Source organism: Nitrincola alkalisediminis (assembly GCF_009821115.1).
Lineage (GTDB): Bacteria > Pseudomonadota > Gammaproteobacteria > Pseudomonadales > Balneatricaceae > Nitrincola > Nitrincola alkalisediminis.
Map to the genome: position 1 here is coordinate 388852 of NZ_VYTY01000001.1, position 21837 is coordinate 410688.

Consider the following 21837-nt stretch of genomic DNA (forward strand, 5'->3'; position numbering starts at 1 on the left):
ATTTTATATTGATTCAGAATGTGCAAATGGGTGGATTTGCATCTATTTTTAAAGAGGGCGTGTTTAAAATCGATTCTTGTTATTTTTAACTGATTGATATCCTGTATTTATTTTGTTTTTGGCGCTGTTATTGCTATAAACTCTTAGCATTGAGTCATGATTTTGAGTGGCTTCTTTATAAAAAAGGCAAGATTAGATGAATAATAATAACGTGAAATCAACCTCGTTTGGCATATTGCTGAAATCACTTATCGCCCCAGCTTTTTTACTGTTTTTTATGGTAATGGTGGGAGCTTATGCGGTATACAATTTAAGCAGTGTGAGCCAAACAACCCGTATCATTACCGATGATATGGTTCCAAATACGGGGCGTGCAACGGAAGTCATGCGTTCTATTTTTAATGAGCGCTTAGCCTTATACAATTTTAGAGCCAGTGGTTCGCCTGAGGATGCGCGGATCTTCAATACTGAACAAAAAGAGACCCAACGTTTGCTTCAAGAGGCGGACGTCTACTTTAAAAACCCTCAACGCCGTGCCATGTTGCAAGCGTTGTCTCAACAGCATGAAACGTTCGGTCGTCATTTTTCTCAAGAGTTAGTTCCTGTGCAAACAGAAATGATGGCGTTGCGCGTGCGTCTATTAAGTGAGCTGGGCCCTGCCGCACGGCGTGAAATAGAACGCTTGGTCGAAACCGCATTGGTCAGTGGTCGCCTGACAGAGGTTCGAGTGGCTGTGGCTGCACAAGGCAGTGTTTTGAATGCCAGTACGCAAGTGGGGTTGTTTTCCATTACCATGGATCCAGCCTTTCAACGTGAAGCGGGGCTATTAATTGAAGATGCCCGCTTTACCATTGAAGACTATGCTGAGATTGCGGGATTGGATACCCGTGCCTTAATTGATGAGTTGGTCAGTACCTGGTCTGAGTATGAAGAAGCCTTCGCGCAGATGATTCAACTCGCTGAGCGTTATCAAGCCATTTTGAATGATTCCATCTTGCCTAAGGGAACTCAGCTAACCGATGCCGCATATGGTTTACAGCTCGATATTTTTAATCATTTAGAGCAAGAAGGCGCTCGGACCCAAGCTCAGATTCAATCCAGCAGTGTAATCATGATGCTACTGGTGGCAATCGCAGCCATTATTGGCTCGGCAATTGCCTATTTTATCACTCGAAGTGTCGTCAAACCGCTTCTTGCATCCAGCCGTGTATTATCGGATTTGGTGACAAGTCTGAGGGCGAAAAACTGTGATTTACACCAGCGCTTGCCTGTTACAACACGTGATGAGGTTGGGGTTCTAGCCCGAAACATCAACGAATTCTTAGCAACCTTGCAGCCCGTTGTTAATCAGTTCAGAGAGAGTTCCGATACACTGCAGTCTGCTTCTGGCAAGCTGACAAAGGTTGCATTGAAAACCCAAGAGGGAACCCATCAGCAAAAGAGTGAAACCATCGAAGTGGCCACAGCCATGGAAGAAATGGAGAGCACCGTTGCAGATATTGCACGAAGTGCCGCAGAAGCACAGGTGTTGTCTGAACAAACAGACAAAGATGCAAATGAAGGCAAACAAGTGGTTAATCAGATGATTAACAGCAGCCAAGATTTAGCGTCTCAGCTTAAAGAAATGGCGGATGGCATCGAGTCGTTAGGAAGCCATACGGCGTCCATCGGACAGGTGTTAGAGGTGATCAAAAGCATTTCCGATCAAACGAATCTATTGGCACTGAATGCAGCGATTGAGGCGGCGAGAGCGGGTGAGAGTGGACGTGGATTTGCAGTGGTTGCCGATGAAGTGAGAACCTTGGCAAAACGAACCCTGGATTCAACGGTGCAAGTGCAGTCTTTTGTCGATAATGTGCAAGAAGGCACCGAACTGGTGGTGTTGAAAATGCATAAGTGCAAAGCGTCTAGTGAATCTACAGTAGAAAAAGTAGCCGCCGCAAATGAAGCCTTAAACATGATCATGACGCGTGTGCAAACCATTAAGGATATGACCACTCAAATCGCCAGTGCGGCTGAAGAGCAAAGCTTGGTGTCTCATGAAATTACGCGCAGCGTGGATCGTATACGACACATCGCGGAAGAGTCTGCTTTGTCGGCAGAAGGGTCATCTCAGTCGGCTCTGGAAATGGACCGTTTGGGTAAGGAATTAAATCAGTTGGTGAGCCAGTTTAAAGTCTAGTATTTAGGCTTTATCGAGTTGAATGTCGACTTTCAAACCCATGCCGGGTTCATTCTTTAATTGAATCGAACCTCCATGGGTATGAACAATATTGCGGGCAATTGTCATTCCCAGACCATGCCCGCCCGTATTGCGATTGCGAGATGTCTCCAAACGGACAAAGGGTTCAAAGATATGTGCCAATTCCTCTTCAGGGACGCCCGGCCCATTATCGAGGATGGTAATTAAAAATGCATCTGGGGTTTCGTTGAGCGTGATCCATGCCTCTGAACCATAAAAAACCGCATTATGAATGAGATTCGACAAGCAGCGTTTAAAGGCGATGGGGCGTCCGATCAACTGCACCTGCGCAGGTGCATCTATATGGACTGTCTTATTTAAGACGGCCACCTCCTCTTGGATCGCATGGACTAATGCATTCACATCCATACGCGATGTTGGCTCGTTCAAGTCGCTACCACGTGCCAACTCCAGAGCTCCTTGAACCAAATGCTCAAGTTCACTGAGATCTTGGTTTATTTTGGTTCGTGCTTCTGGGTCATCAAGAAGCTCTGAGCGTAATCTCAGGCGTGTGATCGGGGTTTTTAAGTCGTGGGAAATGGCCGAAAACAGCAGGTTGCGCTCACTAATAAAGGCTAGGATGCGCCGTTGCATTAAGTTAAACGCCCGAGCGGTTTCGCGGACTTCAAAGGTGCCTTTCTCGGGTACCGGAACTTGGTGAATATCACGTCCCAGAAGGCTGGCCGCCTCTGAGAGCTGTCGCAGAGGGGCCGTCATCCAGCGTACAATAAACCAACTGCTCAGCATCAGAATAAAGGATAAAATTAAAGTGAACACGAGTTGTTCATGTGTAAAAGGGGGAATGCCTTCAACAACATAGGGATCCGGGAGCATTAAGCTGGCCAAGTAGAGCCAGTCACCATTGCTCATTTGCATCTGAGCGACCAGCAGAGGGGCAGGCGGATTCAATACCAAGTTATTTTGCACCCAACGGGAGGGAAGCTCCGAGAAAAGTACGTCTTTGTTGAATACGCGTAGTTTGTCGGGATAGGCAAAATTGACATCAATTGCACGGACACGGACACCGACACGGTCTCTAAAGGCTGTTTCGTAGGCGCTAATAAGCCGCGTCTTCAGCGGATTGTCTTCAATGGTTTCATATTCAATCCTCTCTTCATTGACACTCAAGAAAAAACGGCTTCCCCCCAGATTGCGCTGCTGATCTAAAATAATATGCTGGTAGGTTTTGGGCAGACCTTCAAAATAGAGAACCGTCTGTGCCATCGAAATGGCTAAGTCTTCAACACTCAAGAGGGCGTCAGACTCTTTTTCACTGTGCATAGAGGCAAGCCAAATACTGGTCGCCAGAAAAAAAGATCCACCGACCGCCAGTGCCATCACCAATAGTAAGCGACTGTAGAGCGATGAGTACGCACGCGGTAATAGGCTGGTTAGCCAACGCGGACGTCGAGTTTTGGGCTTAGAGGTATTGGATGTCAGCACTGAGAAGGTAACCCTGTCCACGAACGGTTTTGATTAACTGACTGGCATCGTCACCGGTTTCGAGTTTTTGTCGCAATCGACTGATTTGAACATCGATGCTGCGATCATAGGGGCTCAGTTCCCGGCCTTTCAAGCGTTTAAACAATGCCTCCCGACTGATTATTTGACCAGGGTGTTGAATGAAAACCTGTAATAAATCAAAGTCAGCACCGCTTAAGGCTAGGCTATCGCCTAACTCATGTATCAACTTGCGTTGCATTAAATCAAGCGTCCATTGACCAAACTGTATTTTTTGTGCAGTAGAAGTTTCAGTGGAGTTGCTGCGCTCTTCCGTACGACGCAGAACCGCTTTAATTCGCGCCAATAGCTCACGTGGGTTAAAGGGTTTATTCATGTAATCGTCTGCGCCGAGTTCTAAGCCAATAATTCGGTCGGTTTCATCGGAACCGGCTGTCAGCATGATGATTGGTATATCAGACGTCGTGCGAATTTTTTTGCACAGGGTGAAGCCATCCTCTCCCGGCATCATGATGTCCAGCACAATTAAATCGACAGGATTTGCGCGTAAGGACTCCATTAACCCTTGTCCATTATGCGCCGTCGAAACCATAAATTGATTGCGACTCAGGTAGGTGCTTAATAAATCTGTGATTTCTGCATCGTCGTCAACAATTAAAATATGAGGCGTGTCTTTATTATTGTCATTCATAGAAGTACTGTTTTTTTAATTTGTATATTGAAATTGTTTAAGCGGCATCCATCTGCAATCGAGCCATCTATCATCCGCTATCCGCTGGGGGCGTTAAGTGTGCCACTTCATAATGGATTGAGCTAGATGAAGTCATTTAATTCTATCATTTTCGCTTGTCAGGGCTATTTGACGGTGACACATACTGCCGGAAAAGGGATTTACCCATACGATACGCACGCTTGAATTCGTCCTTAGTACGGGTGGTCTGCAAAGGGGTCAAGCGATGGCGATTGAGTTGAGTCATGAGTCCTTCTGAGTAATATTCACTGATAAGAATTTCAAGGCTCTCTAAATTAAAGGCAGGCTTGTTCTCGGGTAACGCAAGGCACACCATCTCTTTAATGGGAAATAGCGTTTGAAGGTAGGTTTGTGCGTCCAGAATATGCGTCCACTTTTCGTGAGCCGTCGGTGATGCAGATGTGATGTGAGGATAGGGAGGCGCCCATTCTTGAAGAAGATGAAGTCGATCCACCTGTGTTAGAACACCGAGCACGGGTGGTTTTTTGCGTGTGCGGTTGCTTGAAAGTTCGTAGCGTGCTTGCCATGCTTGGTATGCCTGCAAATCCAGAGCCCGTGCGGGTTGATCCGCTTTGAACACCCACAAAATCACATCAGACGCCATCAGGATATCAAGCGTTTCATTTAGTTGTCTGGCATCGCCATTGAGCCCAGGTAGGTCAATCAGGTGTAGGGCTTCGACCGTCTCAAGTCGACATACGTATCGGTTTACAGACGAGGTTGAGGGTAAGGGGGATACCTCGGTTACCAGCTCTCGGCAAAGCGCATTGATGAGCGTCGATTTCCCAGCATTGATCTGTCCAACACAGGCTATTTTCAACGGGCTTGGTTCAGGAGGGGAAGGGATTTGATCATCAGCAATCGATGCTTCTTCAAGATCATTTTGGTAGCGCCCACTGTAAAGATCGATTGAAACACGAGCCACTTCCTGCAAAAAAGCCTGTTTAAGGCGATGTTGCAGATCGGCTTTAACTTCTTGAAAAAAATAATCATAGAGTTGGCCGCGAGCTTCTGCCAGCCATCCTGAAGGAGTGGCTAAACGAACCACTCGCCAGACATTCCAGAGCTTAAGGATGGGCTGATGTCGATCTCTATTTTCATAAATCAACTGCAATGATGCGATATCAATCTTTTCAGCATACGGCAGGTGTTCTTTCAGTAAATGCCGATAGCGACGGCTGACCACTTCCGTTAAGGTCAAAAGCTCTAACAGAGTGATTTTAGTGATACTGCGATGATGTTGACCGCGATAAGCCTGAGCGCTCTCCGTGAGGAGGACAATGGCGTGCTCCTTTAGACGTCCCCAACTGGCATCTTGCTGTAAACAGTCCTCTAGTGTTCGGTTAAGTGCGTGCCAACACGCCAAATCAAATTCGGACCAATCCTGTTGTGGACTGACCCAATGACCTGAGTCGAGTGTATGGGGCTCGTGCTCTAGTTGTGCTTTGGATCGTGCATTGGCGAAACGTAAATACACCAAGGGCAGGGCTAACAGGCAGCTGCAAAGCAAGACCAGTCCCATAAAATAGAGCCCCCATCCCGCTTGCCAAATATGGTATAGGCCGACGAATGACAAGCCTAGAATAGGAAGAGCAAAGAGGCTGGCTAACCAAGGTAGATAGCTCAGGAGGCGTTCAATGTTTCGAGTAGTGGGCGTTGTTGTCTTAGAGGAGTGCTCTGAAGCATGGGGCTTAGGTTGAGGTTTCACGTGTTGCGACCTCTCGGATTTCATTCAATGCTCGCCAGTAGGTTTCTTGCAGCTTAACAGGAGAGGAGGTGAGTCCTTTCTGTTGATTATACCAATATTGGCATGCGACACGTCCGAGCGCGTAGGTTGAGGCAAAGCTCAGAGCAGCAGCACTGATGGCGCCGACGGACTGCCCATACACAGGTATCAATTTCAATAATTGGCGAATGCCCAGTTGCGAGGCATAGTGAATGCTAATACTGACGCCTAAGGCCGCGAGCAATTGCGTGAGCTGTTGACGAGACCAGGGTTGATTGTAACGTGCAGCAAGGCCTTGCAGCATTTTGCTTTGGATGACAGGCACCGTGATAGCGCCCACGACAGGAACACAGTCGGTGGCTGCGGCAACGCCAGCAAAGCGTAAAATTTCGTTGCGATGATCTGCAAAAATTTGAGCTTCTGCCTCTTTATGACTCTGATTGTGTAAGGCTTCAGTGACCGCGGGTAAAAACTTGGCAATGGCCAGCTTTAAGGATGCGACGCCCAGTGGTTGCGCCTCATTTAAGTCCACATGCACTTGAGGGAGGGTGTGTCCCCAGCGTTGTTCAATGTTCTCCTGATTCAGATCTGAGCAAGGTGATGGCCCTGCACTGTGGGTATGAACGCACAGTAAGTGTTTTAATTTTGAATCATTGCGAATCTGTTTGAGTGCATCGAATAGGGCGCTTTGTTCAGGATCATCAGCACGCATCAGTAGGAGTACTGCATGACTTGAGCCTTGGCACTGGGCAATGTCCTCTGTGGCATCGTACATCGCTTCCCCCAGTCCTCGAGTGTCTAAGAACCTGAATAAGGGGTCGGCTGCAGGGAATGCATAGGTATGTGCATGCTGGGTACAGGGTCTAAAGCCACGACCTATTTGAATCTGATTTTCGCCTGTCAGAACCCTAATCAGAGACGATTTTCCGGCTCCTGTTTTTCCCAATAACCATAAGGTCGGTAAGTTGACCTCCGAATCATGAGAGGGCTGCACCATACTTGGGTGAGGCGGTGGTGTGAAAAATGCTGTCAATCGATCAGGTAGTTTCATGAGTAAGACTTTAGAGTCTAGTGTGATTATTGCAAGTCTTGCGCGATTAAAACTAAAAAAAAGCCGAAGCGATATGAACGCTTCGGCCCTAACGTGCTGAATAAGCACTTTGAACTTATGTGCGATGAGGGCACGAGTTCAACCTGTCAATGAGGTTTTAATGTAATGCAAATTATTATCGTTTGCAATAGTGTTTGTGGTTTTTTTTGGTATGCGTGAGATTTTTCGTGAGTACACACTTTACTCTTGGCGGGTTAAGAAGCCTTGGCTCAGCTGAGCTTCCAGTTCAATGTTAAAGGCCTCGGCACTGCGCATGTGTTCCGCCATCAATTGGTGTATTTTTGCGGTGTCTTGAGCTTTAAATGCACTTAGCAGTTTTCGGTGATACTCAAGGTTAGCTTTAGAAAATTCACGTTGCTCGGGCAGTTGTACTTTTTTAAAAATGACAAGATCCTTAATCAAGTCATTCAAAAAGCGCCCCACAAATCGCAGCAATGGGTTGCCGCAACGATCGGCAAGATGATTGTGAAAATCCAGCTCTGCAATACGTTGTTGCAAGCGTTGTTCAATATTCTGAGCGGGTTCGGCGCAGAGCTCGGTTAATCGGGACAGTTCGTCCAAGTCGCTTTCGCTGAGGTGGGCGCTGGCAAGCACTGCAATTTCAGGCTCAACGAGTTTGCGCAGTTGGTAGATGTCCGGGCCTGTTGGGTGTTGGAAGTGGAAAAAATTGCGGAGCATATCAGAGGCAAGTGCATAGGGGACTTCAGCCAAAATAGCCCCTCCATTCGGGCCTGTTTTGACGGTGATCAGTCCCTGAACTTCCAGTGATTTTAACGCTTCACGCACGGTTCCTTTGGAACATTCGAATAACTCCATCAAAGCTTTTTCATTGGGGAGTTTATCACCAGCTTGAATCCCCTCGACAACAACCCAGCGTTTTACCGATTCAACAATTTGGTCTGCACGTTTGACACGCTTCGTTGAGTTGATGCCGGAAAACTGAGTATCCATTTAGACTGTTTCTCGTTGAGCTGAGGTGATTGTAAAGACTTATTAAGCACTATCGATTTTTAAGTCTAGACTATATTAACGCTTGGCAGAGGTTTCGAACAGTGTGTTTTTTATGCCTATGCCACATGAATCATGACTCTTTTCCTGATGCGATAGAAAAAACTTGATTTATACTATTTATTATAATAAATATAACAAATAAATTCTGTACCCAACAACATTAAATCAAACACGAGGTTTTCCATGACATCTTTTCAGTGGGATGATGCATTACTGCTAGAACAGCAATTAACAGAAGACGAGCGTCAGATCCGTGATGCTGCTCGCGCATACTGCAGCGAAAAGCTTCAGCCTCGTGTTATTTCGGCTGCGAGAGAAGAGCGGTTTGACGCTGAGATTATGAAAGAAATGGGGGAAATGGGGCTGCTCGGTCCAACGGTTGATGAAGCCTATGGCGGTGCAGGTGTTGGCCATGTCGCGTATGGTTTGATTGCACGTGAAGTTGAACGTGTTGACTCTGGGTATCGTTCTGCAATGAGTGTTCAGTCTTCGCTGGTGATGTACCCCATTGAGGCCTATGGCACCGAGGCACAAAAGCAAAAGTACTTGCCAAAACTGGCAACAGCCGAGTTGATTGGGTGTTTTGGTTTGACTGAGCCTGATCACGGTTCGGACCCTGGCTCTATGATTACACGCGCCCGTAAAACGGACGGAGGGTATTTGCTGACAGGTCAGAAAATGTGGATTACCAATAGCCCCATTGCTGATTTGGCGGTTGTTTGGGCGAAATCCGATGCACATGACGGCAAAATCAAAGGATTTATCGTAGAGCGCGGTACCCCTGGTTTTTCAACGCCAAAAATTAACGGAAAACTATCCCTGCGTGCATCGATTACGGGTGAGATTGTCTTAGACAATGCATTTGTGCCTGAAGAAAATCTACTGCCGGGTGCCAGCGGTCTGTCCGGTCCTTTTGGGTGCTTGAATAAAGCACGCTTTGGTATCGCCTGGGGGGTTTTAGGTGCGGCGGAGTACTGCTGGCATGCGGCGCGTCAGTACACCTTGGATCGTAAACAATTTGGTCGTCCTTTGGCACAAACGCAATTGGTACAGCTGAAGTTAGCCAATATGCAAACCGAAATCACTTTGGGTTTACAGGCAGCACTGCAAGTTGGGCGTTTAATGGATCAAGGTAACTGGGCACCCGAAATGGTGTCTCTGATCAAGCGTAATAACTGCGGCAAGGCACTGGATATTGCGCGTATAGCACGCGATATGCATGGCGGTAACGGTATTTCAGAAGAGTACGGAGTGATGCGCCATATGGTCAATCTTGAAACGGTAAATACCTATGAAGGGACGCACGACGTGCATGCTCTGATACTTGGTCGTGCACAAACGGGTCTACAAGCCTTTTTCTGATTCATCATGATTGAGTAAAGAGGTGAAGTTATGTCCGCACAACCCTTGAAAGGCTATCGAATTCTTGATTTATCTCGAATTTTGGCAGGCCCATGGTGCAGTCAGCAATTGGCAGATTTAGGGGCTGAGGTGATCAAGATCGAGCGCCCAAGCGAAGGTGATGATACTCGCCGTTGGGGGCCTCCTTGGTTGCCTGAGTCAAAAGAAGCCGCGTATTATTTGGCTGCAAACCGAGGTAAGCAGTCGGTGACAATTGATATGGCGCAGGCACAAGGACAAGCCTTGATTCATGAGTTGGTTAAGCACTGCGATGTTGTGCTTGAAAACTTTAAAGTCGGTGGTTTAAAAAAATACCATTTGGATTATGAAAGTTTAAAAGCCATTAAAAACGATATCATCTATTGCTCCATCACTGGCTTTGGCCAAGATGGGCCTTATGCGCATCGTGCGGGTTACGACTTCATGATTCAAGGGTTGGGTGGATTAATGAGTTTGACAGGGCTGCCTGACTCCGAGTTAGGTGGTGGCCCTGTAAAAGTGGGCGTAGCGATTACCGATATATTCACCGGTATGTACGCTGCGAATGCGATTATGGCGGCGCTGTTGCAAAAAAGCCGAACAGGAGAGGGAGCCTATATTGATTTGGCTTTATTGGATGTTCAGGTGGGGGTCTTGGCGAATCAAGCCTTGAATTACCTCACGTCCAATCAAGTACCACAGCGTTTAGGGAATGCGCATCCCAATATCGTTCCTTACCAAGCGTTTCCAACGTCGGATGGGTTTATTATTTTAGCAGTCGGCAACGATGCGCAATTCAAGCGCTTCTGTGAAGTGGCTAAATGTGACAATTGGATTGACGACCCTAGGTTCAAAACCAATGCACTGAGGGTAGAGAATCGTCAGATTTTGGTTGAGCTCATCAAGCGTGAGATGGTTAAACAGAGCACCGATACCTGGTTGGCTGAACTAGAGGTCGTGGGGGTTCCCTGTGGGCCCATCAACACGCTTGATCGTGTGTTTGCGGATCCGCAAGTGCAGCATCGCCACTTAAAAATTACTCTGCCACACCCGGTTGATGGACAAGTGGATTTGGTGAGTAACCCTATTCGTTTCAATCATGAAGCGTTAAATGCCACGCTGCCTCCGCCCTTGCTAGGACAGCACACCTCTCACGTCTTACAAGGCGTGTTGGGGTTAAGTGACATTGAGTTAGCAGAATTAAAAGAAGCGAAGATCATTGCGTAAAGTGCCTCATTAATAAAAATGAGGCAGATCGCAGGAGGTACGCACATCATCAGGCGTTGCTTAAACAGAGAGAAAGCGACGCCTGATCCGTCTGATTAAAGGTCTTCGATCTGCTTGCGTAGATCGGCGATTTTACGCTGAACAACTTTTTCAAGATGATCAATCTCTTCAAGAATCAGCTCTTTACGGTCTTTTGATGAGTTAGCTTGGGAAACAAGCTGCTCAAGCTCTTGCATTGCTCTTAAAAAGTAGGGCGATGATTCCGTTGTGTCCCGATAGGCAATTTGCCCCTCATTGACTCGAATACGTTTATTTAGGCGTTTAAATTTGAATTTTTTACTGCGCCCAAACCAGTCGCCTTGCTCACGGTGAAAGTAGATTTTAAGAATATCAGTATCGCCTTCAATGCGAGATGAAAAACGTTCGATTTCTGAAACGTCATCAAACCCCATTTCTTTAAGCGTAGGAAATTGCTGAGTTGTCATGAAAAATAGCTCCTGCTCAGTGTAAATGACTCTTTAGTATTATAGAGAATACGGAGCTAAGAAGCACCTTAGACCCGAGGATTACAGGCTTGACTTAGCGCAATAAAATGTAAAGTACTGGATTGAAACAGGATAAGACCAGTGGGAAGTCGTTTCCCACTGGTCAAAGTAATATTAAACCAGTTCAGCGAAGCAGGCTTTAATGATTTGGATGCCTTCTTGCAATTGAGCGTCTGGAATCGTCAGTGGAACTAAAATACGAACAACGTTACCGTAGAGTCCGCACGAAATCAGAATTAAGCCTTTTTCACGCGCTTTAGCAACCAATGCAGCGGTTAGCTCCGGAGCAGGCTTGCCTTCTTTCATTAATTCCATCGCGATCATGGCGCCTAAACCACGGACCTCTGCAATGACGGGGTAGTCTACAGACAACTGATTGAGAGACTCCGTTAGCATTTGGCCCAGTTGGTTGGAGCGATCCAGCAGCTTTTCTTCCTCGAAGGCTTTAAGAACGCCTAGGGCGGCGGCACAGGCAATCGGGCTACCACCGTAGGTTCCACCAAGACCACCTGGATTAATCTTATCCATGATTGAGGCTTTGCCAACGATACCCGAAAGTGGGAAGCCGCCCGCAATTGATTTCGCGAAGGTGGTGATATCGGCACTGACACCCATTTGCTCCATCGCAAAGAAGGTGCCTGTTCTACCCGCACCCGTTTGAACTTCATCGGCAATTAGTACGATGCCATGCTCATCGCACAGGTCGCGCAAGGCCTTCATGAACGACTTAGGTGCTACGTAGAATCCGCCTTCACCCTGAACAGGCTCAAGTATAATGGCGGCAATGTCACAAGGTTCTGCATCGAACTTAAAAATACGCTGTATCGAGGCTAGGGCATCTTCAACGCTGACGCCGTGCATTTCGCAGGGGAACAATGCGCGATAGACATCCCCAGGCATTAAGCCCATTCCGCTACTATAAGGCGCGACTTTGCCTGTGAGTGCGAGTGTTGCCATGGTGCGTCCATGGTAACCGGCACCAAATGCAATCACACCTGTACGGCCCGTATGGGCACGCGCGATTTTGATGGCATTTTCGACTGCTTCTGCACCGGTTGTAAACAGGGCGCTTTTCTTCTCATATTCGCCAGGGGCCAGTGCATTGATTTTCTCGCACACTTCCACGTATGGCTCGTAACCCAGTACCATAAAGCAGGTATGAGTGAGCTTTTCGAGTTGTTCAGTAACCGCCGCGACCACACTTGGGTGTAAGTGGCCTGTGTTTAACACAGCAATTCCGCCTGCAAAGTCGATGAACTCGCGACCTTCGACATCAATCAGTGTTGCATTTTTAGCAGATTCAATAAAATGCGGATGCGCAAGGCCTACACCTCTGGCAACAGCTTGATTCTTACGCTCGATTAACGCTGCGTTCGTTTGACTCATTTCTTTCTCCAGAGACTAAATTAGATATTGATGCAGAGATATTTCATTTCGAGGTATTCTTCGATTCCGTGGCGTGAACCTTCGCGGCCTAAACCGGAGGATTTCACTCCACCAAAGGGGGCGACCTCAGTCGAGATAACCCCAGTATTAATTCCAATCATGCCGTACTCCAATGCTTCAGCCACGCGCCAAACACGGCTTAGGTTTTGTGCATAGAAATACGCAGCCAATCCGTATTCGGTGTCGTTGGCAAGCTCAATGACATCCTGTTCATCCTTAAAACGGAATAAAGGTGCTAAGGGGCCGAAGGTCTCTTCACGCGCAACGAGCATGTCTTTCGTTGCATTGGCAATGAGTGTGGGTTCAAAGAAAGTTCCACCAAGGGCATGGCGTTGTCCACCCGCGATCAGTTTGCCACCTTTATCGAGCGCATCTTTCAGGTGCTGCTCAACCTTTTGCACGGCTTTTTCATCAATGAGGGGTCCAGTTGTGACTCCTTCATCAAGACCATTGCCAACTTTCAATGATTGCACGGCCGTTGCCAATTTTTCTGCAAAGGCTTCGTAAACGCTGTCTTGTACGTAAATACGATTTGCACAGACACAGGTTTGGCCTGCATTGCGGTATTTTGAAATCATCGCACCTTGAACAGCGGCATCTAAATCGGCATCTTCAAAGACAATAAAAGGCGCATTACCACCGAGCTCCAACGACAGTTTTTTGAGCGTGGGGGCGCATTGTTGCATGAGTTTGATGCCAACACCCGTTGATCCTGTGAAGGATAATTTACGCACAATTGGACTGTCGCAAAGCACCTTGCCTACACCGATTGAGTCATCGAGATTGGCCGTGACAATATTAAAAACGCCAGGTGGGATACCGGCTTGGTGCGCGAGCTCCGCCAGTGCTAAAGCCGAAAAGGGGGTATCGGGTGCGGGCTTCAGCACCATTGTGCATCCTGCTGCTAATGCAGGAGCGGCTTTGCGGGTGATCATCGCCGATGGAAAGTTCCAGGGGGTGATGGCGGCCGTAACGCCAACAGGTTGACGAATAACAACAATCCGCTTATCCGTTTGATGCCCTGGAATGGTTTCGCCGTATACGCGTTTGGCTTCTTCAGCAAACCATTCAATAAAAGAAGCTGCATAGGCAATTTCACCTTTAGCTTCGGCTAAAGGCTTGCCTTGTTCTAAGGTCATGAGTCGGCCAAGGTCATCTTGGTGTACCATGATGAGATCGAACCAACGGCGAAGGATGACAGCGCGCTCCTTTGCAGTTAGGTCACGCCAAGCTGGCAAGGCGGCTTCTGCTGCTTCAATTGCACGCTGCGTTTCTATGCCAGTCATAGCGGGTACTTGACCAAGTAGCGCTTGGGTCGCTGGGTTATAGATGTCGTAATGACGCTGGTCATCCGCATCGACCCATTGTCCATTGATGTATGCCTTTTGTTTAAACAAGGCGGTATCGCTTAATTGCATGGTGCACTCCAAATTATAATAAAGGTCATGAATCGAGTGGTTATCGATTGATACGCATTTTTTCGCTACGACGACGCAGCATCTCCATGACCAGCAGCAATAGCACCGACAACAAAATCATGATGGTGGCCATGGCTGCGATTGCGGGGCTGATATTCTCTCGAATACCGGAAAACATTTGCATTGGAAGGGTGCGCTCAGTGGGGCTTGCAATGAACAAGGCCACAACCACTTCATCAAATGAGGTTGCAAAGGCAAAGAGTCCACCGGATGCAACCCCTGGAATAATTTGAGGAAGAACAATCGTAAAAAAGACACGAAGGGGGTGTGCTCCCAAACTCGCACCTGCCCTTACTTGATTGTAGTCAAATCCTTGTAAGGTTGCGTTTACCGTTATCACCACAAAAGGCACACCCAAGACCGCATGGGCTAGCACTAAACCTGCATAACTATTGAGTAAGCCGATTTGGGCAAAAAAGAAGTACATGCCAACAGCAACGATGACCAAAGGTACAATCATGGGGGAGATTAATAAGGCTAAGATAAAGCTCTTGCCGGGAAAGTCGGCTTTATTCAAGCCAACTGCTGCCAGAGTGCCAAATGCCATTGCAAGTAGGGTTGCTAAAGGCGCAACAATCAAGCTATTTTTTAACGAGTCCAGCCAAGGCCCTGCACTGAAAATGGTTTTGTACCAATGCAATGAAAAACCAGGTAAGGGGTAGGTGAGAAAACTACCACTACTGAAGGATAGAGGGATGATGACCAATACCGGAATCATTAAAAATAATAATACCAGTGCGCAGAATCCTCTGAATGTCCAGTACCAGATGCGTTCAATCGGAGATGAATAAGGTTGTAAGCTCATCGTATTAGTTCCTGATTAATTGCTTTTGATTGACCAGTTTGTGGTAAACCAGATACAGAAGTAGGGTGGCAATCAGTAAGAAGGTACCCAGTGCCGCAGCCATTCCCCAGTTGTTGGTGGTATTGGTGTAATAGGCAACAAAGTAACTGACCATCTGGTCTGATGGGCCGCCGACTAATGCTGGGGTAATGTAATAACCAATCGCCATGATAAAGACGAGAATGGTACCTGCCGCAACACCTGAGAGGGTTTGAGGAACATAGATCTGCCAGAAGGCGGCAAACGGGTGGGCGCCTAGCGATGTTGCCGCACGTTGATAAACAGGCGATATACCTTTCATCACGCTGTATAGGGGTAAAATCATAAAGGGCAATAAGATATGGACCATGGCAAAGAATACGCCAATACGGTTGAATACCAGTTGCAAAGGCGACTCAATCAGTCCAAGTGTCATGAGGGTTGTATTGACCAATCCTCCGGACTGCAGCAACACGATCCAAGCCGCCGTTCTGACCAACAAGGATGTCCAGAAAGGCAGTAGAACAAAAATCATCAATAGGTTGCTTTGGCTGGTTGGCAGTGTTGCCAATAGATAGGCCAAGGGAAATCCCATGAGTAAGCAAATGAGTGTAACACCACCAGCGATGACCAAAGTGCGCACAAATACTTGTTGGTAGACGCGTTGATTTTCATCAATACGTTCAATGCTGCCATCGCTTCCACGTTGTAAATCAAGTGCTGCTAACAAGTAACGATCTGTGGTGGCGGGCGCAGCACGCTGCAAGGCAAGCCAAGTGTCTGTTTCGCTCCAGCGAGGATGAATGCTTTGTAAGGTCTCTGACCAAGTTTTCTCAGTGGTTGCAGGTAATGTGCGCAACGTCTGAGTCAGCAGCGTTCTAAAGGTTGGGTCTTCGTAATTAAGACGCCGTCCTATGCGGCCTAAACCACCCCCCGTTCTAGAATCACGAAGTTCTTGAGCGAAAACGCTAAACACAGCCTCCGATGGGAGGTCTTTTCCATCCCATTCTGTAAGTAAACGAGCGGTTTCTGGCATCACCTGCATGACTTCGCTGTTATCGACACTGCGCCACAGCATGTTGCTAATGGGGATAACGAAGGCAATCACAAGAAAAATAGCCAAAGGGGCAACGAGCGCAATTGCTTTTAATTTACGCAAGCGTTCAGCACGTCTGAGTTGTGCTTTTAAACCCGGCACTTTCTCCGAGATTGCGGGTTGAGACATTGCAAGTGCACTTGTCATTCGGTCCTCCGGTCTGCTGCAGACCTGTTTAATCACGTCAGTAGATACAGTAAGCGTTTTAAGAACCTGCTCTGGTTACAGAGCAGGTCAGTGGCTAAGACGATTAGCGAGTTGCCCAAGAATTAAAGCGTTGCTCTAGCTCTTCACCAAAATCAACCCAAAAATCCGTGTTAACTGCGATAGCTCCTATGAGATTATCTGCGTGAGTTGGCATACGCTTAGCCTGTGCTTCAGATAGTGCACCAATGGCAGCAGGATTTACTGGGCCGTATGGAATGTTGCTTGAGTAAACGGCTTGAGTGTCCGCTTGGCTCGCAAAACGGATAAATTCGTACGCATCTTCAACTTGAGTTGAGCCTTCGATAATGGTCCAGTAGTCCAAGTCGTAGAGACTTTCATTCCAAGTAATGGCAAGGTTGCGTCCTTCTTCTTGCGCAGCCGCAATACGGCCATTATAAGAAGACGACATCACGACATCACCTGCAACCAGCCATTGCGGAGGCTGGGCACCCGCTTCCCACCATTGAATGTGTTCTTTGATTTCATCCAGTTTAGCAAATGCACGCGCTACACCTTCTTCGGTGGCAAGCACATCGTATACATCACTGCTTGAAACTCCATCGGCCATCAGTGCAAACTCAAGCGTGTACTTAGCCCCTCTACGTAAGCCGCGTTTCCCTGGAAAGGTTTCAAGGTCCCAGAAGTCTGCCCAGCTTAGCGGTGTGCCTTCAAGACGGTCGGCGTCATAAGCTAAAACTGTTGACCATACGAAACTACCCACGCCACACTCGGTGACTGCTTCAGGAATTAATTGATCTTCTATGCCTAGCTTGGCCCAGTCGATGGGTTGAAACAGCCCTTCAAAGCAGCCACGAACCAGTTCGGGAGATTCAACTTCAACCACATCCCAGCTGACATTGCCTGTTTCGACCATGGCACGAATGCGGGCAAATTCACCGTTGTAATCACCGGGCGTGAGGGTTTTTCCAGTTTTTTCTACGAAGGGGGCATAATAGGCTTTTTGCATGGCGTCCCCTGAGGAGCCACCAAACGAAATAACCGTCATGGCTTGAGCACTGAGTGCTAGAGACGCCGTTGCGATGGCAAGACCTGTGACCAGGGCTGTTTTACGTGTGTTGAGCAGGGTATTTTTCATGTTCATTTGACTCTCCATACAATTAAATAGTGCATCTAACAGTGAGTGACTTACAGGTAATCCAACGCGCGCACATCCTGATCACTCCATCCAAGTTGAATGCGATCACCCGCTTTCAAGTTTGGGCAAAGCTCATTGACAGGAACTTTTACATAAAACTGATCGTTACCTGCCAACTCACATCGAAGTCGCAAGTGATCCCCTAAATAAATAAACTCGTGTAAGGTGGCATTAAACTGGTTTTCTAAATTCAGATGGCCTGAGTTTAGTCGGACCCGCTCTGGACGAATCGAGAGTTGTGTTTTATCGCCGCTGTTAAGGTTCTTTCCTGCGAGCGCGCGGGTTGTAAATCCATCACCAAAGCTGACTTGGCAAGTATTTTGCTCTTTCGATTGAATTTTGCCAGGAAGCGTATTGTTCTCACCGATAAACTGGGCAACAAAGGAATTTGCAGGGTATTCATAGAGGTTGTGGGGCGTGTCGATTTGTTGAATGACACCATCGTTAAATACGGCTACTCGGTCTGACATGGTCAGCGCTTCAGATTGATCGTGGGTCACAAAGACAACGGTTAGGCCCAACTGCTCGTGCAAATGCTTTATTTCTAACTGCATGTGCTCTCTGAGTTGTTTATCCAGCGCCCCTAAGGGCTCATCCATTAAAACCAGTTGTGGCTCAAACACGAGCGCACGTGCAAGCGCAACACGCTGTTGTTGACCACCGGAGAGCTGAGAAGGGCGACGGTGCGCAAACTCTTTGAGTTTGATCTTAGAGAGAATTTTGTCGACCTTTTCTTTAGCAATTGCTTTGGAAATTTTACGCGTTTTCAGAGGGTAGAGTAGATTTTCTTCTACCGACATATGGGGGAATAACGCATAGTTTTGGAAAACCATGCCGATGTTGCGTTTGTGCGGAGGTAAGGTGTTTAATCTTTCTTGGCCCAGAAAAATGTCACCGCTGGTTGGGGTTTCAAACCCCGCAAGCATCATTAGGCAAGTCGTTTTTCCTGAGCCAGAAGGGCCTAGTAGGGTAACAAACTCGCCTTTCTGTATGTTCAGGTTGAGGTCTTTGACAACTAGATGCTCGCCATCATAGGTTTTCTGTACGCCTGAGAAACGAACCAAAGGTTCCATTTCCGTCGTTAGTTGCATATTCTTCTCCTACTGCGTTGGTTGAAGCCAACTTGTTAATTATTATTGACAGCGAGGACGAAAAATAACACTCCACGTGAAGAGTGGGTATTATAATTGTATTTCCTGTTCTTATTAGGAAAGAAACTGTCAGTTATCGTGCTTCTTTGCATGATTTGTGCCAGTTTTCTTTCAATACATGATACGTATTGCGAATCATGTGTTAAGTTTATTTATCGCATATTTTGAGTCTATTCTGCAAGAAGAAAATGTGCACAAGTGTGGTGCTTAATGAAATAGTATGAACCAAAATAATGCATGAAATGGGTGGTGTAAATGAGCAGTCCAAGTAGTAAAGACGAGTTTGATTTAGGCGCTCAGCTTCGTTTTGTTCGCCAAAATGCAGGTTTGTCGCAGCGAGAGTTGGCCAAGCGGGCAGGTGTAACGAATGCGGCGATTTCCTTGATTGAAAACAATCAGAGCAGCCCTTCCGTATCCTCTTTGAAAAAGATCCTTGAGGTGATACCCATTTCTTTAACAGATTTTTTCTCGTTAGAGGCTCCTGAGGAGAGTCGGGTCTTTTTTAAAGCGAATGACTTAATGCCGATTACACAAGGCGAAGTAAAGTATCGTCAGGTCGGCGATATGCGTTTTCATAATTTGCAGATACTGCATGAGCACTATGCGCCGGGGGCCGATACTGGGCGTGCGATGCTTCAACATGAGTCTGAAGAGGGTGGGATTGTTATTTCTGGATCAATTGAGTTGACGGTAGGTGACCAAAAAATGATTTTGAAAGAAGGGGATGCGTATTTATTTGACAGCCGCAAGCCACATCGCTTTCGAAACCCGGGTAAGGAGGTCTGTGTCATCATTAGTGCATGCACCCCGCCTTACCTCTAAGCGATTCGTGAGCGAAGTTATACGAAGGAGATCTTTACACTGACACTTTGCGTAAAGGTTAAAAAGCATAGGAGATGATCAATGACGGATGAGCTGCCAAGGCTGTTTTATGATGGAAAATGTCCGCTGTGTGAAAAGGAGATCTGTTATCTAAACCCTAAGTTGTTAGGAAAGATTGCCCTGATTGATATCAGTGAGGCGGGTTTTGAAGGGTGGGGCGGGGTGAGTAAGCAGGCGATGATGAAGAAAATTCATGTCTGGACCGGGCAGAATTTTTTAATTGGCTTGGATGCAACGCTTTACTACTGGCGCTTGGCAGGCTTGTCTTTGCCCGCTAAATTGCTCAGCTTGCCGCTTGTCTATTCAATTGCAAACGCAGGCTATAATATTTGGGCGCACTGGAGGTATCGACGTCTTTAGATTTTCTTGAAAAGGGGAGGCGCTCCGACCTAAAGCGAAGCGTCTTGAGCTAAATCGAATTGACCCTCTGTTTGGTAGCTGCGAATGACATCGCGAGCAACGCACACGCATTTTCCACAGCAATTGCCGACGCTTAGGTTCTTATTCAGATCCTTAATGCTGGACATGCCTTCGCTGAGTGCTTGGCGAATATCACTATCAGTCACATTGTTGCAAATACAAACATACATGGCTACTGAACCTCAGTGTTAAAGTACATGCAAATGATAATGCTTATCGGATAAATTGCAATGAAGATTTATTAATTATTCTTGCCGTATTGATAAAGTATTGCAATGATTCCAGCGCACGTCGGATTTAAGCATGCGCTGAAGGTGTCATGGCATTCAACAGCGTTATTCAATTGGCCAGTCAGCGGCATCTACTTGGTGCGTGGGGAGCATGTGTGTATTGCCTTGCCAGCGCTTGATGAACACAAGCTGAGGATCGTAGGTTTGAGTTTGCTTATCGATATTGAAGCGCCTTAAACCTCTAGGGTCAGCTCCAACACCAGCCAAATATTGCCAGTTTCCCCAATTTGATGCAGCGTCATAGTCAATCAAGTGCTGTTCGAACCAGTCTGCACCGTAGCGCCAGTCGATTTCTAATTCGTTAATTAAGCAGCTTGCGGCAATTTGGCGGCCTCGGTTGGACATATAGCCTGTCGCACGCAGTTGCTTCATGCAGGCATTGACGAGTGGAAAAGCCGTTGTTCCCTCGCACCATGATTTGAAGCGTTGCGGATAAAAGCTGGTGAGCGGTTTGCGCGACTTGATGCCTTTAAAGTGGAAAAGCTTTGCGCCGTGCTTGAGGGCATACCATTGAAAATATTCACGCCATAAAAGCTCGAAAAAAATCCAATAGGTCGAATCGTTAGCTCCCTTAACTTTTTCATAGGCTCGAAGAGTTTCGTAAATACGTTTAACCGAAATACAGCCCTGTGCTAACCAAGGTGAGAATTTGGTTGAATGTTCCCATTGATCTAACGCATTGCGTGTTTCTTTGTAGATTGAGGGGGCTGAAGAGGCAAAATATTGATGCAAGTGGAGGTAACCAGCTGTTTCACCACCCTTGAACTGGGAAGGGCTGTTTTGCACATTGGGGAGATGGCTTGACCATTCACGTTTGTGAAGAGGCGTTTTAGGTAGCTGAGCTGGCCGATCGTAAGGTGTCAGGATTGTACGTTTTTCCACCTGCTTTCTAAATTGGGAAAAAATGTCGGGTAAGTCTTCAAGTGAGAAGGGGAGTTCATTAAGCGACCAGAGGGTATTGGACGCATACTCTTCAAATGTTATATACGGATAAGACCGCTTGAGTGTCTGCCAATAGGCTTGTTCGTTCCAGCCAACCTGTAAACTGCGATATACGGCTGTGATGTCGTACTCAGTAATCATCTTGGGTATTGTGTCTTTTGGTGATTCAAAGTGGATCAGGAGTTGCTGTCCGAGCTGGCTTAAAGCGCTTGCTAGCGCGGTGATTGATTCTTTTAAAAATTGCCATCGAGGTGCCGCAATCGGCTGATGACTATAATGGCCGGGTGAAAAAAGGATGGGATCAAGACAGTAGACGCATACTAAAGTATCACAGGATTTGATGGCGTTGAGCAGGGCTGGATTGTCGTCCACTCGCAAGTCATTGGTAAATAAAAAGAGATGATTGGCTTTCATGGTCGGCCCCAATGCATAAAAACGTCTTTACGATTCGCCTTTATGATTGGAGCCTTACGTGTGTTTAATTTAACGGTC

The 21837-nt window shown here is 47.0% G+C and carries 19 protein-coding genes; 5 read left to right on the forward strand and 14 right to left on the reverse strand.

Annotated elements, in window-relative coordinates; genetic code table 11:
- Window positions 1-196: 196 nt before the first annotated feature.
- Window positions 197-2182 (forward strand): methyl-accepting chemotaxis protein, encoded by a 1986-nt coding sequence (locus F5971_RS01800; protein ID WP_193493692.1) that lies wholly within the window; start codon window positions 197-199, stop codon window positions 2180-2182.
- A 3-nt stretch (window positions 2183-2185) separates the two neighbouring features.
- Here F5971_RS01800 and F5971_RS01805 read toward each other — a convergent pair whose 3' ends face one another.
- The 5 genes from F5971_RS01805 to F5971_RS01825 form a co-directional block, all read right to left on the reverse strand.
- A complete protein-coding gene (locus tag F5971_RS01805; protein WP_193493694.1) occupies window positions 2186-3685 on the reverse strand; it encodes an ATP-binding protein in 1500 nt (499 codons plus the stop codon).
- Window positions 3663-4394, reverse strand: a complete 732-nt coding sequence (locus F5971_RS01810; RefSeq protein ID WP_193493696.1) for a response regulator — start codon at window positions 4392-4394, stop codon at window positions 3663-3665. Before F5971_RS01810 ends, F5971_RS01805 begins: the two co-directional genes overlap by 23 nt.
- A 145-nt stretch (window positions 4395-4539) precedes the next feature.
- On the reverse strand, window positions 4540-6162 hold the full coding sequence (locus F5971_RS01815; protein ID WP_193493699.1) for a GTPase family protein: 1623 nt from the start codon (window positions 6160-6162) through the stop codon (window positions 4540-4542).
- The gene (locus F5971_RS01820; protein WP_193493701.1) at window positions 6146-7231 is read right to left on the reverse strand and encodes a YcjF family protein; all 1086 of its coding nucleotides are present in this window, start codon (window positions 7229-7231) and stop codon (window positions 6146-6148) included. Before F5971_RS01820 ends, F5971_RS01815 begins: the two co-directional genes overlap by 17 nt.
- A gap of 240 nt (window positions 7232-7471) precedes the next feature.
- Entirely contained in the window at window positions 7472-8242 is a 771-nt protein-coding gene (locus F5971_RS01825) for a FadR/GntR family transcriptional regulator (RefSeq protein WP_036506832.1), read from the reverse strand.
- Between the two features lie 243 nt (window positions 8243-8485).
- Between F5971_RS01825 and F5971_RS01830 the strand changes: the two genes are divergently transcribed.
- Together F5971_RS01830 and F5971_RS01835 are read left to right on the forward strand one after the other, a co-directional pair.
- Window positions 8486-9664, forward strand: a complete 1179-nt coding sequence (locus F5971_RS01830; RefSeq protein ID WP_193493703.1) for an acyl-CoA dehydrogenase — start codon at window positions 8486-8488, stop codon at window positions 9662-9664.
- A 30-nt stretch (window positions 9665-9694) separates the two neighbouring features.
- On the forward strand, window positions 9695-10909 hold the full coding sequence (locus F5971_RS01835) for a CaiB/BaiF CoA transferase family protein (RefSeq protein WP_193493705.1): 1215 nt from the start codon (window positions 9695-9697) through the stop codon (window positions 10907-10909).
- Between the two features lie 95 nt (window positions 10910-11004).
- On the opposite strand, the gene F5971_RS01840 is transcribed toward F5971_RS01835, so the two are convergent.
- The 7 genes from F5971_RS01840 to F5971_RS01870 all read right to left on the reverse strand — a co-directional run bounded on the left by F5971_RS01840 (window position 11005) and on the right by F5971_RS01870 (window position 18751).
- The gene (locus tag F5971_RS01840) at window positions 11005-11394 is read right to left on the reverse strand and encodes a DUF3461 family protein (protein ID WP_036506837.1); all 390 of its coding nucleotides are present in this window, start codon (window positions 11392-11394) and stop codon (window positions 11005-11007) included.
- 174 nt (window positions 11395-11568) lie between these two features.
- Window positions 11569-12840 (reverse strand): 4-aminobutyrate--2-oxoglutarate transaminase, encoded by a 1272-nt coding sequence (gene gabT, locus F5971_RS01845; protein WP_193493707.1) that lies wholly within the window; start codon window positions 12838-12840, stop codon window positions 11569-11571.
- 20 nt (window positions 12841-12860) lie between these two features.
- On the reverse strand, window positions 12861-14318 hold the full coding sequence (gene gabD, locus F5971_RS01850; RefSeq protein WP_193493709.1) for an NADP-dependent succinate-semialdehyde dehydrogenase: 1458 nt from the start codon (window positions 14316-14318) through the stop codon (window positions 12861-12863).
- A 40-nt stretch (window positions 14319-14358) separates the two neighbouring features.
- Window positions 14359-15183 (reverse strand): ABC transporter permease, encoded by an 825-nt coding sequence (locus F5971_RS01855; RefSeq protein ID WP_036506843.1) that lies wholly within the window; start codon window positions 15181-15183, stop codon window positions 14359-14361.
- A gap of 4 nt (window positions 15184-15187) precedes the next feature.
- The gene (locus F5971_RS01860; RefSeq protein ID WP_193493711.1) at window positions 15188-16444 is read right to left on the reverse strand and encodes an ABC transporter permease; all 1257 of its coding nucleotides are present in this window, start codon (window positions 16442-16444) and stop codon (window positions 15188-15190) included.
- A gap of 103 nt (window positions 16445-16547) precedes the next feature.
- Window positions 16548-17606, reverse strand: a complete 1059-nt coding sequence (locus F5971_RS01865) for an ABC transporter substrate-binding protein (RefSeq protein ID WP_202806785.1) — start codon at window positions 17604-17606, stop codon at window positions 16548-16550.
- A 44-nt stretch (window positions 17607-17650) separates the two neighbouring features.
- Complete coding sequence (locus F5971_RS01870) at window positions 17651-18751, reverse strand: ABC transporter ATP-binding protein (protein WP_036506849.1); 1101 nt, start codon at window positions 18749-18751, stop codon at window positions 17651-17653.
- Window positions 18752-19066: 315 nt separating this feature from the next.
- Here F5971_RS01870 and F5971_RS01875 point away from each other — a divergent pair, with 315 nt between their 5' ends.
- Both F5971_RS01875 and F5971_RS01880 read left to right on the forward strand, forming a co-directional pair.
- Window positions 19067-19633: a cupin domain-containing protein gene (locus F5971_RS01875; protein WP_036506852.1), complete on the forward strand. Its 567-nt coding sequence runs from the start codon at window positions 19067-19069 to the stop codon at window positions 19631-19633.
- Between the two features lie 81 nt (window positions 19634-19714).
- The gene (locus F5971_RS01880; RefSeq protein WP_193493713.1) at window positions 19715-20053 is read left to right on the forward strand and encodes a thiol-disulfide oxidoreductase DCC family protein; all 339 of its coding nucleotides are present in this window, start codon (window positions 19715-19717) and stop codon (window positions 20051-20053) included.
- A 29-nt stretch (window positions 20054-20082) separates the two neighbouring features.
- On the opposite strand, the gene F5971_RS01885 is transcribed toward F5971_RS01880, so the two are convergent.
- Together F5971_RS01885 and F5971_RS01890 are read right to left on the reverse strand one after the other, a co-directional pair.
- Entirely contained in the window at window positions 20083-20283 is a 201-nt protein-coding gene (locus F5971_RS01885; protein ID WP_036506868.1) for a (2Fe-2S)-binding protein, read from the reverse strand.
- 165 nt (window positions 20284-20448) lie between these two features.
- Window positions 20449-21759, reverse strand: a complete 1311-nt coding sequence (locus F5971_RS01890; protein WP_193493715.1) for a DASH family cryptochrome — start codon at window positions 21757-21759, stop codon at window positions 20449-20451.
- Window positions 21760-21837 lie beyond the last annotated feature (78 nt).